Origin of the sequence: Psychroserpens algicola (genome assembly GCF_014526325.1) — a bacterium.
GTDB lineage: Bacteria > Bacteroidota > Bacteroidia > Flavobacteriales > Flavobacteriaceae > Psychroserpens > Psychroserpens algicola.
On the sequence record NZ_JACNMJ010000008.1, the window covers coordinates 96,893 to 109,025 of the forward strand.

Sequence of the window (12,133 nt, forward strand, 5' to 3'; positions counted from 1 at the left end):
TGCTTTACTTTTACATATATGACAGATGTTGATTATATTATTGTTGGTTGTGGATTAGCTGGTATTGCTTTTTGTGAGCAATTACGAACTCATCAAAAAAGCTTTGTCGTATTTGATAACCAATCACAACAGTCGTCTAAAGTAGCAGCAGGATTATATAATCCTGTCATATTAAAACGATTTACACAAGTTTGGAATGCGAAGTCCCAATTAGAATTAGCTGCTCCAAAATATAAAGCGCTTGAGGCATTGCTCGATGTGAAGTTGGATTGTAAATTGCCTGTCTATAGGAAATTTACGTCTGTAGAAGAGCAAAATGAATGGTATATCGCTTCTGAAAAACCGGTTTTAAGCGACTTTATGTCTCCTAACATTGTTAGTAATACAAATGCGTTTATTGATGCACAATTTGGATTTGGTGAAGTGATGCATTCCGGAAGAGTTAATACAACTCAACTTGTTACATCTTATCGGGATTACCTTCAAAATTGCGATAGATTAATTTCTGAAGAATTTCAGTTTTTATCATTACAAATTAATTCTGAAACGATTAATTATAAGAAAATCAAAGCTAAGCATGTTGTTTTTGCTGAGGGATTTGGGTTAACAAAAAATCCTTTTTTTAAACATTTGCCTTTACAGGGAACAAAAGGGGAAATGCTAACTATAAAAGCTCCAGATTTGAATATTGATTTTATCTTAAAATCAGCTGTGTTTATAGTGCCTTTAGAAAAAGATTTGTATTGGGTTGGGGCAACCTATGAACACCATGATAAAACATATGAGGTTACTGAATCTGCTAAAGAAGACCTTATTAATAAACTAAAACAATTCATCACCTGCGATTTTGAAATTGTAGATCAGGTTGCCGGAATTCGTCCTACTACAAGAGATAGACGACCATTGGTTGGTTCGCATTCAGAATATAAAAACATACATGTTTTAAACGGCTTAGGAACGCGAGGTGTTATGATCTCTCCGTTTGTGGCAGAACAATTATTTAACTACATCGAAAATGGAAATCCTTTAGATCCTGAAATTGATATTAAAAGATTTGAATCAAAACCATACTAATTATATAGTTTATTGATTAGCTTTTTTAACTAATGTTTTGTCATAACTCATAAATAAGTTAATCCATATATTTCGCGATAACCTCATGATTATCGGACCAAAAAGAAGCATTGTAAGTACAATAACGATAAATGATGTTAGCAATGTAGTTCCTATAAATAAATAACTGATAATAAAAGCAGCAACAGCAAATGCAATACCAACACCGTAACTCACGTACATAGATCCATAGAAAAAAGATGGCTCCAAACGGTAACGTGTTCCGCAGTGTGAGCAATTATCATTAATTTTTAAAACATCACTCAAAACATATGGGTTTTTGTTTTGATACATTGATTCTTGATGACATTTAGGACAAGCGCCTGTGAAAATGCTGTAAATTTTTGTGCCTTTTAACATGAGTTAAATTTGTTTACTTTTGTTGCTTTTACGGATTACAAAATTAATTTTTTTGCGCATACGATTGTAGAAAATTGTACTGTTTATTGCAATTGTAATATTTGAAAAAACTATGCTTAATATACATAATCTTTCTATCTCATTTCAAGGTGAATATCTATTTGAAGATATCACTTTTAAACTTAGTCCAGGTGATCGTATTGGCTTAATTGGAAAAAATGGCGCTGGAAAATCAACGATGCTCAAAATTTTATCTAAAGAATTAGAGCCAGATTCAGGTCAAATTGCTGCTGATAAAAATTTAAGTTTTGGGTTTTTAAAACAAGATATTGATTTTGTCTTCGGAAGAACAGTTCTAGAAGAATCGTATGAAGCTTTTAGCGAGATTAAAGAACTCGAAGCTAAAATGGAGTTTGTAAATACGCAATTAGCTGAGCGTACCGATTATGAAACTGAAAGTTATAATCAATTAATGATTGACCTCAATGATATTCAGCACCAATATGAAATCATAGGTGGTTATAACTATCAAGGTGAAACTGAAAAAATATTACAGGGTCTCGGGTTTAAACGAGAGGACTTCGATAAACTTACAGATACGTTTTCAGGAGGATGGCGAATGCGTATAGAATTGGCAAAACTGCTTTTGCAAAACAATGATATTTTACTACTCGATGAGCCAACCAACCATCTGGATATTGAATCTATTATTTGGTTAGAAAGTTTTTTAAAAAATTATTCGGGAGCAGTTGTTATTGTATCTCACGATAAAATGTTTTTAGATAATGTTACCAACCGTACTATCGAAATTTCTCTCGGAAGGATTTATGATTATCCTAAACCGTACTCTAAATTTCTTATTCTGAGAAACGAGATTAAGGCACAACAATTGGCATCACAAAAAAATCAACAGAAGCAAATAGAACAAACCGAAAAGCTTATTGAAAAGTTTAGAGCCAAAGCAAGTAAAGCCACAATGGCTCAATCACTCATTAAGAAGTTAGATCGCATGGATCGCATTGAAGTTGATGAAGATGATAACAGTGTGATGACGCTTAACTTTCCTGTTTCAGTAATTCCTGGAAAAGTGGTTATAGAAGCCGAAAATGTGTCTAAAAGCTATGATGATAATCAAGTGTTATCTGATGTTAGTTTGATGATTGAACGCGATAGTAAAACAGCATTTGTAGGACAGAACGGACAAGGTAAATCAACGCTGGCAAAGATAATCGTTGGTGAACTCAAACATAAAGGACAGTTAAAACTCGGTCATAATGTTCAAATAGGATATTTTGCACAAAATCAAGCCGAATACCTTGATGGAAGTAAAACAGTACTAGATACAATGATTGATGCTGCAAACGAAACCAATAGAAGTAAGGTTCGTGATATTCTTGGGTCATTTTTATTTAGAGGTGAAGAAGTAGAAAAGTATGTACGTGTATTATCAGGAGGTGAACGTAACCGATTAGCTTTAGCAAAGCTCATGCTAAAACCACTTAATGTTTTAGTGATGGATGAGCCGACAAATCACTTGGATATTAAATCTAAAAACGTGCTAAAAGAAGCTCTGAAAAAGTTTGAAGGGACACTCATTCTCGTGTCTCATGATAGAGATTTTCTTCAAGGGCTTTCAAATATTGTTTACGAATTTAAAGACCAGAACATAAAAGAATATTTAGGTGATATCGATTATTACCTAGAGCAAAGAAATGTTGAAAATCTTAGAGAAGTTGAGCGACGTACTGTTATTAAAGAAGAACCAAAGGCCAATAATAAGCAGTCTTACGAAGATCAGAAGAAATTAAAATCCTTAAATAATAAATTAAGCAACATTGAGTCAAAAATAAGTCAGCTTGAAAAAGATATCAAGCAAGATGATGTCGAATTGGCTACAAATTATGATGCTACTGTTGCTGATACTACATTTTTTGATCGATATCAATCCAAAAAAGAACAATTAAAACAACTCATGGAAGATTGGGAAACCATCCAGTACCAATTAGAGGAGTTGTCTTAATTTATATTTTGTTTTAAGTTTTTTTTAACTCCATACCATTTAGTATTTAAATATTTTTGTTCTGCATTAACTTAAGTTTCAAAGAGAAAACTAAAGTAATGCCTAACCATCTTTATACTTATGCGTAATATTATTCTTTCCATACTTGGAATTATCTTAATTATTGGCTCATTCTTTTTTGCTAAATATTTAATTGATAACAAAAACAAACCGAAACCAGTTGTCCCTAAAGTCGTTAAAACCGTACTTGTAGATACAGTTCAAAATAGCTTGGTGCCTATTGTGATTTCAGCAAATGGTAACCTCAATGCAAAACAACGTGTCGAATTGTATTCTGAAGTACAAGGCGTTTTTAAAACAGGAAGTAAGCTTTTTAAACCAGGTCAAAAATTTAATAAAGGTGAAACCCTAATTCGTTTGGATGCTTCGGAGTATTATGCAAGTGTTCAATCTGCAAAAAGTGATTTATACAATAATATTGCGGCAATTATGCCCGATTTACGATTAGACTTTCCTAATGTGTTTCAGAAATGGCAAAACTATTTAAACAATTTCGATTTAAATAAAAGCACACCGCAATTGCCTGAAATATCAGATGAGAAAGAAAATTATTTTATCACAGGTCGAGGCATAGTAAGTGCTTATTATAATGTAAAAAATTTAGAGCAACGGCTTTCAAAGTATAGAATTTCAGCACCTTTTACAGGAATTTTAACCGAAGCTTTAGTTACTGAAGGAACATTAGTAAGAAGCGGACAAAAACTAGGAGAGTTTATCAATCCGTCAGTTTACGAAATGGAAGTAGCCATTAGTAAATCATTTGCTGATGTCTTAAAGGAAGGTGAAAAGGTGAGTTTAACCAATCTGGAAAAAACTAAAAATTATAACGGAATCGTGTCCAGAGTTAATGGAAGTATTGATGCCACAACACAAACCATAACGGCTTATGTTGAAGTACAACACCCAGATCTTAAAGAAGGCATGTATTTAGAAGCAAACCTGAATGCCGAAAAGGTTGAAAACGCCATAGAAATAGACAGGAACTTGTTATTGGATAGTGAAGAAATATATGTCGTTAGAGATAGTTTGCTTGATGTTATTTCTGTTAAGCCTGCACATTTTTCAAATGAAAAGGTTGTTTTACAAAATGTACCAAATGGATCGATAATTTTGAGAAAACCTGTGCCAGGAGCTTATGCAGGCATGCAGGTTAAGGTCGCCGAAATTAATTCGTCAACTAATGATTCTATTCAATAATGAGAAAAGTAATTGAATATTTTATTAGATATCATGTTGCGGTCAATGTGGTAATTATCGCGTTTTTTATTTTCGGAATTATTGGTGCATTATCATTAAAATCCTCGTTTTTTCCACTAACGGAGTCTAAAATAATAAATGTCACAATCACATATCCTGGAGCCTCACCTCAGGAAATTGAAGAAGGGATTGTACTTCAAATTGAAGATAATTTAAAAGGGTTAAAAGGAATCGATAGAGTCACCTCTACATCTCGTGAAAACAGTGGAAGTATCACTGTAGAAATAGAAAAAGGTGAAAGTTTAGACTTTATGTTGCTTGAGGTGAAAAATGCTGTTGATAGAGTGCCTTCATTTCCAACAGGAATGGAGCCTCTGGTAGTTTCAAAACAAGAAGCTGTAAGAGAAACGATATCATTTGCAATTAGTGGTAAAAATATTCCGTTAGTTACGTTAAAGCAATTAGCACGTCAGGTAGAAACCGATTTACGTGCTATTGATGGGATTTCTCAAATTGAAATTTCAGGGTTTCCTGAAGAAGAAATTGAAATAGCAGTTAACGAAACCGATTTGTTAGCCTATAATTTAACCTTCAATGAAGTAGCTGAAGCAGTAAGCAGTTCAAATATTTTGGTTACAGGTGGAAATGTAAAAACAGAAGCCGAAGAATATCTAATTAGAGCAAATAACAGAGAATATTATGGTAGTGAGTTATCAAATATTATTGTAAGAGCTACTTCCGACGGAAAAGTAATCAGACTGAAAGATGTGGCAATTATTAGAGACCGCTTCTCTGAAACACCAAATTCTACCTATTTCAATCAGGAACTGGCAGTCAATATATCTATTACAAGTACCAATAATGAAGATTTAATTACGTCGGCTGATAAAGTTGTAGAGTTTATTGAAACTTACAATCAAAAGTATGATAATATTAAAATTGATGTGGTCAATGATAGGTCGATTACACTAAAACAACGTACTCAGTTATTAACTGAAAATGCGGTAGTGGGTATGATTTTGGTATTATTATTCCTATCTATCTTCTTAAATACAAGACTCGCATTATGGGTGGCCTTTGGTTTGCCGATATCATTCTTGGGCATGTTTATGTTTGCTGGTCAGTTTGATGTTACCATTAATGTATTATCACTTTTCGGAATGATTATCGTAATTGGTATTCTGGTAGATGACGGAATTGTAATAGCAGAAAATATCTATCAGCATTATGAAAAAGGGAAAAAACCAATACAAGCTGCAATTGATGGTACTCTTGAGGTTATTCCACCTGTCGTATCTGCAATCATCACGACAATTTTAGCCTTCTCCTTATTTTTCTTTTTAGACAGCAGAATAGGTGAGTTTTTTAGTGAAGTCGCCGTAATTGTGATTCTAACCTTAGCCGTTTCCTTATTTGAAGCGCTTATAATTTTACCAGCCCATTTAGCCCATTCTAAGGCATTGCGCATAAAAAAAGAAGATTTATATGCTAAGAAATCAAAAGGATTTTTTGCGGTAATGCGTGGTATTAATAAAACGGGTGACAATTTTATGGCTTTTCTTAGAGATAAAGTCTACACGCCAATTTTGAACTTTGTATTGAAATTTAAATTATTTGCTTTAGGAATTTTTGTGATGTTATTGGTACTTACGTTTGGTTCTCTTGGTGGCGGAATTATTGGAGTTACATTATTTCCAAGAATAGCAAGTGATGCAGCAAACATTGAGTTGGTGATGCCAGCAGGTACGAATGTAAAAATTACAGATTCTATAATTTCGATGATTGAAGAGAAATCTTTCATTGTGAATAAAGAACTTACAGATAAGTACTTAAAAGGTACCGGAAAACAATTGTTTGAAAATACAATTGTCGATATCACCAGTAGTTCAAGTGCCAGACTACGAATTAACCTTTTACCTGGTGAGGAGCGTCCAGATGCGATACAATCCTTTTTGGTAACTAATCGCCTCGAAGAATTAGTCGGTCCAGTACTTGGTACAGAGCGTCTTATCTATGGTTCTGGCGGAAATTTTGGAGGAAATCCTGTTTCAGTATCCTTATTAAGTAATAATATTGAAGAGCTAAAAGCATCTAAGGAAGAATTAAAAACTTATATGGAGTCAAACCCATTGCTTAAAGATATTGGTGACAATGATCCGGCTGGAATTAAAGAAATTAGGCTTGAGCTTAAAGAAAGTGCCTACTTATTAGGCTTAGATTTGAGAACAGTTATGGCTCAGGTCCGTTCAGGTTTTTTTGGAGCACAGGCGCAACGTTTTCAGCGTGGACAAGATGAAATTAGAGTTTGGGTACGTTATGATAAGAACAACAGAAGTTCTATCAATGATTTAGATGATATGCGAATAGTGACTCCATCAGGAGAGCGCGTGACTTTAAAAGATATAGCAAGCTATAGTATTGCAAGAGGCGATGTCGCTATTAACCATTTAGAAGGAAAACGAGAAATACAAGTGTATGCCGATTTAAAAGATCCTAGTACCAGTGCTACAGATATTATTGATGATATTAAAACAACGTTTATTCCACAGTTGCAATCTAAGTATCCAACAATCAACGCATCTTATGAAGGTCAAAATAGAGAAGCAGGTAAACTAACCAGTTCTCTGGCAGTAGCTGGTCCAATTATATTATTACTCATATATATCACTATTGCTTTTACATTTAGAAGTTATTCTCAACCACTATTACTCATATTGCTTATTCCATTTAGCCTTACTGCTGTAGCTTGGGGTCACTGGTTGCTGGATTTTCAAGTTAATGTTTTATCCTTATTAGGAATCATTGCTTTAATTGGTATTATGGTGAATGATGGTTTGGTGTTAATAGGAAAATTTAATACCAACCTAAGAGAAGGGATGAATTTTGATTTGGCGCTGTCTGAAGCCGGTAAATCACGATTTAGAGCTATTTTTCTAACCTCACTCACCACTATTGCTGGTTTAGCACCATTGTTATTAGAAAAAAGCAGACAGGCTCAGTTTTTAAAGCCTATGGCCATTTCAATTTCATTTGGTATTGGATATGCTACTGTGTTAACATTACTGGTGTTACCATTGTTCCTATCTTTTAGTAATAGTATTAAAAAGAATAGTAAGTGGTTGGCAACAGGAAAAGATATCACGAAAGAAGAAGTAGAACGTGCAATTAAAGAACAAAATGAAGGTAATGAGCATTAGTAACAAAATCATAGTCCTGTTTGTATTGTGTTGCCTAAGCACACAAGCACAAGACGTGCTAACTAAGGAGCAAGCTGTTGCTTTAGCTTTAGAACATAATTACGGAATTAAAATAGCTAATAATTCGGTTGAAATTGCTGACAATAATACAGGAATTCTCAATACAGGATTTCTGCCAACGCTTACAGGTAATGCTGGAGCTACTTACAATTTAGACAATACTGAAGCAGAATTTTCTAATGGAGAATCGACGACATTAAATGGCGCTGAAAGTAATCGGTATAATGCTTCCATAAATTTAAATTACACACTTTTTGATGGTCTTGGCCGAAGATATAATTACAAACGTCTCAAGGAAGAATATCAATTGTCTGAACTTGAAGCTCGTGAAACTATTGAAACTACAGTGCTTCAGTTGTTTTCAATTTATTATACTGTAGCACAACTATCAGAAAACTCTGAAGCTCTTGAGCAAACTATAGCCATATCAAGAGATAGATTAACCCGAGCTGGTTACCAGTTTGATTATGGACAAACCACTAAATTAGATGTGTTAAATGCCGAAGTAGACATCAATAATGATAGTATTAATTTAATTAATATCAAGCAACAATTAAAAAATACAAAGCGTGATTTAAATGTGGTAATGGGAAATAAGCTCAGTGATATATTTGATGTTGATACAGATGTGAGTTTTTTACTTCAGTTAAATAAACAAGAACTGTATGAAAAAACAATAGCTAATAATGTGTCCTTACTACAAGCAGAAAAGAATATAGCTATTAGTCAGTATGATATAAAAACAAATAAAGCTCAGTTTTTACCAACAATTGGTTTAACTGGGACTTATGGCTGGAATAAAAATAATAACAATGCTGCATCCTTTGTTGCAGTTTCTACTAATTCCGGACTTTCGGGAGGTTTAAATTTAACCTGGAATATATTTGATGGAGGAAGCACAATCACAAGTGTTCAAAATGCAAAAATCAGTTTAGAAAATCAAAAACTACAAAAAGAACAGTTGCGTATAGATATAGAACGAAATTTTAATAATGCCTGGGATGATTATGAGAATAAATTGGTTATATATCAGGTGCAAGAGGATAATATCAAAACGTCTCAAAATAACTTTGATCGAACCCAGGAAAAATTTAAAATAGGACAAGTTACTTCAATCGAATTTAGACAAGCCCAACTCAATCTATTAAATGCTGAGTTAAGTCGTAATCAAGCAAAATATGATGCTAAACTAGCCGAATTAACTGTCCTTCAATTAAGTGGTGATTTATTAAATACTGAACTTTAAACTTTATAACAACGACTAATGTTAGAGCACTTTTTTCAATGCCCTTATTGCTGGGAAACCATTTCGATGCTCATTGATATTTCACAATCTAATCAGCTGTATATTGAAGATTGCGAAGTCTGTTGTAACCCAATTCAACTCCGAATAAGTACTGATAAACAAGAAATTACGGGTTTTGAGGCTTTAGATATCGAACAGTAAAATTGTTTAAGTGCCTAATTTACAGGTATTTATATATTTTAATGTTAAAGAAAAGTGTATTTCGTCGAAAATAATTGTATTTCATCTGTTGTTGCGCTATTTTCGTAACAGAAATTGTTGTCCCAAAAACAATCTACTATTATGAAAACCGCTAAAATTACATTATTACTTTGCTTAGTTACCTTATTGTCCTATGGTAACGTTTCTACAAAGGAAAAAGAAGCACTAAAGGCTTTATACACATCAACAAATGGAGATCTCTGGAGAACATCATGGGATTTTAACAAGCCTGTTCAAGACTGGCATGGCGTTGTTGTGAAAGATGACAAAGTGATAGAGCTTAACTTAGAATTCAACAATTTAAGAGGCACACTTCCAGATGCTATTGGTGATTTAGTGTATCTAAAGCACATCAATTTTTTTAGAAATAAAATTAGTGGAGGTATACCAGCAACCATATCAAATTTAAAATCATTAGAAACATTAAATATTTCTTTTAATATGCTGAGCTCAGCATTGCCAAATGAAATAGGTGAATTGAAGTCCTTGAGAAAATTAAAGTTGTTTATGAATACGATTAATGGAGAAATCCCATCATCTATCGGACAACTTACAAATCTTAATTCATTAGAATTATATAACAATCAGTTGACAGGTGAATTACCTTCATCAGTTGGTGAATTAGTGAACTTAAAAGAAATGTTATTAAGTAGTAATAAACTTTCAGGGAAACTTCCATCAACTATAGCAAATGCTAAAGAACTAAAAAAGCTTAGTGTTTTTGATAATAATTTTTTCGGAACATTGCCAAACTCAATTTGTAGTTTAACCCAGCTTGAAGAATTAGTAATTTCTGATAATGCTTTCTACGGAAAATTACCTAACGCTATGGCTAATCTTGTCAATTTAAAAGTATTGCTTTTAGGTAACAATGATTTTAAAGGAGAGTTGGTTCAACTTAAAGAACAACTTCCGGAATTAGTTCAGTTTGACTTCGTAAATATGAATTCAGAAGGTGTTATAGTGACTCTTGATGAAGAAGATGATAATTAACATATAGTTTTAAATTAGTTAGAATAACTCTCAATATCTAGGTGTTGAGAGTTATTTTTTTATGAGACAATAAAAATTTGTTATTAAATGATTCTTGTGTTAACTCATTGTCACTGTATAGTATAGATGTGCTGATTGTTCTCCTCTTTAAAGCATGATAGAAAAACATCAAAATTATAGATGTGATATTTAGAGATTAAATTGGTATTCTCTAAAAAAGCTATTATATTTGCAGTCCTAAAATGATAGAGTCGGTATTATGAGCCGAAAGTTTAAAGCTAAGTTCAAATCATTTTTTGATTAAATCGCGGGATAGAGCAGTAGGTAGCTCGTCGGGCTCATAACCCGAAGGTCACTGGTTCGAGTCCAGTTCCCGCTACAACAAGCCAAACACGAAAGTGTTTGGCTTTTTTTTTAAAGCTTCATGTTTAAAAAATTTACTAACTGACCATCTGAGCCCTTTTGGTAGATGTCATATTTCCGTCACTTTTTCTTAGGCAATCAACAATGATATCATATGTGTGTAATTGTTAAGACTTACTATTTTTTCATGATTTTAACAATAGTTTTATAATAACCAATTTGAGTAATTGATATTTGAGGATTTCTAAACTTTACACGCAATTTTTTGCACAATTAATAAATATGATTATATTTGGTAAACCAGATTGGTAAACCAATTTTGATTATAATGAAAAACACACTAAAATTTAATCTTACAGTACTCTTCATAAGTTTGTTTTTTTTTCCAAATTTTGGATGCTCTAGCGATACTGATAATGAAGGTGATCCACAGATTATTGATGAAGTTATTGAGGAGGAGGAAGAAGAGGAAGAGAGTCCTGTTTATGCAGAAGTTGACTTTTCAAATTGGAAAGTGACACTCCCTGTTGATGAAAATAATAATGGGAGTCCTGATGAATACCAGCCAAACGTATTGATTAATTATGGTTACCAAACCTTAGAGCCAGTTCAGCCATATATGTATGATGATATTTCTGATAGTTCATTAGTGTTTTATACATTTCCTGATGTGTCTACAACCAATAGTTCGTATTCTAGAACCGAATTGAGAGAGCTTATAAATCCGAGTAATTCAAGAGAAAATTGGACGCTTTTAGAAGGAGGAGAAATGACAGGAAGACTTAAAGTTGATGCGGTCTCAGAAAATAACGAGTCTAGTGATGACTATCACAAAGTCATAGTAATGCAAATTCATGGTATTATTTCAGAAGATGATATGAATACTCATGGTTTTTCATCGAATAACGGGCCACCTTTAATTAAGATTTACTGGAAAGATGGACATGTTTGGTGTCACAAAAAATCGCTTGTTGATGAATCGACTTCAGGAGATGATTTATATGATGTTTATAATGGAACTTGGGCTGATATAAAAGTGAATTTAGGATACGTTGGTTTTGAACCATTTAATTTTAGAATAACAGCTTCTGATGCCCGAATAGAAGTGCAATTAAATGAAGACGAGCCTTATATATATGAAGATATTAGTTTAGAAAAATGGCCTTTTGAAAATTATTTTAAAGCAGGAAATTATTTAACCTCCACTAATGCTGATGCATTTTCATATGTGAAATATTATAATTTGAGTATCACCCACTAATA

9 protein-coding genes and 1 tRNA gene are annotated in these 12,133 nt (G+C 33.0%); 9 read left to right on the top strand and 1 reads right to left on the bottom strand.

Annotation, left to right across the window (positions count from 1 at the left end; translation table 11 throughout):
- The first annotated feature begins 18 nt into the window (after nt 1-18).
- Nucleotides 19-1,074, top strand: a complete 1,056-nt coding sequence (locus tag H7350_RS15260; RefSeq protein WP_204346792.1) for an NAD(P)/FAD-dependent oxidoreductase — start codon at nt 19-21, stop codon at nt 1,072-1,074.
- Nucleotides 1,075-1,083: 9 nt separating this feature from the next.
- Here the strand turns inward: H7350_RS15260 and H7350_RS15265 are convergent, their stop codons facing one another.
- The gene (locus tag H7350_RS15265; RefSeq protein WP_204346793.1) at nt 1,084-1,473 is read right to left on the bottom strand and encodes a DUF983 domain-containing protein; all 390 of its coding nucleotides are present in this window, start codon (nt 1,471-1,473) and stop codon (nt 1,084-1,086) included.
- A 112-nt stretch (nt 1,474-1,585) separates the two neighbouring features.
- On the opposite strand from H7350_RS15265, the gene H7350_RS15270 reads away from it, so the two are divergent.
- From H7350_RS15270 to H7350_RS15305, 8 genes are all read left to right on the top strand, one after another.
- Nucleotides 1,586-3,493 (top strand): ABC-F family ATP-binding cassette domain-containing protein, encoded by a 1,908-nt coding sequence (locus H7350_RS15270; RefSeq protein ID WP_204346794.1) that lies wholly within the window; start codon nt 1,586-1,588, stop codon nt 3,491-3,493.
- A gap of 120 nt (nt 3,494-3,613) precedes the next feature.
- Nucleotides 3,614-4,750: an efflux RND transporter periplasmic adaptor subunit gene (locus tag H7350_RS15275; RefSeq protein ID WP_204346795.1), complete on the top strand. Its 1,137-nt coding sequence runs from the start codon at nt 3,614-3,616 to the stop codon at nt 4,748-4,750.
- Nucleotides 4,750-7,947, top strand: a complete 3,198-nt coding sequence (locus tag H7350_RS15280; protein WP_204346796.1) for an efflux RND transporter permease subunit — start codon at nt 4,750-4,752, stop codon at nt 7,945-7,947. Before H7350_RS15275 ends, H7350_RS15280 begins: the two co-directional genes overlap by 1 nt.
- Nucleotides 7,928-9,253, top strand: coding sequence for a TolC family protein (locus H7350_RS15285; RefSeq protein WP_204346797.1), 1,326 nt, complete (start codon nt 7,928-7,930; stop codon nt 9,251-9,253). Before H7350_RS15280 ends, H7350_RS15285 begins: the two co-directional genes overlap by 20 nt.
- 18 nt (nt 9,254-9,271) lie before the next feature.
- Nucleotides 9,272-9,454: a CPXCG motif-containing cysteine-rich protein gene (locus tag H7350_RS15290; RefSeq protein WP_204346798.1), complete on the top strand. Its 183-nt coding sequence runs from the start codon at nt 9,272-9,274 to the stop codon at nt 9,452-9,454.
- A 141-nt stretch (nt 9,455-9,595) separates the two neighbouring features.
- Nucleotides 9,596-10,507 carry a leucine-rich repeat domain-containing protein gene (locus tag H7350_RS15295; RefSeq protein ID WP_204346799.1) on the top strand — a complete coding sequence of 304 codons (912 nt, stop codon included), beginning with the start codon at nt 9,596-9,598 and terminating at the stop codon, nt 10,505-10,507.
- Between the two features lie 306 nt (nt 10,508-10,813).
- Nucleotides 10,814-10,886: transfer RNA gene (locus H7350_RS15300), tRNA-Met, on the top strand.
- Between the two features lie 312 nt (nt 10,887-11,198).
- Nucleotides 11,199-12,131, top strand: a complete 933-nt coding sequence (locus tag H7350_RS15305; protein ID WP_204346800.1) for a polysaccharide lyase family 7 protein — start codon at nt 11,199-11,201, stop codon at nt 12,129-12,131.
- Nucleotides 12,132-12,133 lie beyond the last annotated feature (2 nt).

Coding starts and splice junctions, on each gene's coding strand:
- H7350_RS15260 (WP_204346792.1), top strand. CDS start 19: ATGACAGATGTTGATTATATTATTGTTGGTTGTGGATTAGCTGGTATT.
- H7350_RS15265 (WP_204346793.1), bottom strand. CDS start 1,473: ATGTTAAAAGGCACAAAAATTTACAGCATTTTCACAGGCGCTTGTCCT.
- H7350_RS15270 (WP_204346794.1), top strand. CDS start 1,586: ATGCTTAATATACATAATCTTTCTATCTCATTTCAAGGTGAATATCTA.
- H7350_RS15275 (WP_204346795.1), top strand. CDS start 3,614: ATGCGTAATATTATTCTTTCCATACTTGGAATTATCTTAATTATTGGC.
- H7350_RS15280 (WP_204346796.1), top strand. CDS start 4,750: ATGAGAAAAGTAATTGAATATTTTATTAGATATCATGTTGCGGTCAAT.
- H7350_RS15285 (WP_204346797.1), top strand. CDS start 7,928: ATGAAGGTAATGAGCATTAGTAACAAAATCATAGTCCTGTTTGTATTG.
- H7350_RS15290 (WP_204346798.1), top strand. CDS start 9,272: ATGTTAGAGCACTTTTTTCAATGCCCTTATTGCTGGGAAACCATTTCG.
- H7350_RS15295 (WP_204346799.1), top strand. CDS start 9,596: ATGAAAACCGCTAAAATTACATTATTACTTTGCTTAGTTACCTTATTG.
- H7350_RS15305 (WP_204346800.1), top strand. CDS start 11,199: ATGAAAAACACACTAAAATTTAATCTTACAGTACTCTTCATAAGTTTG.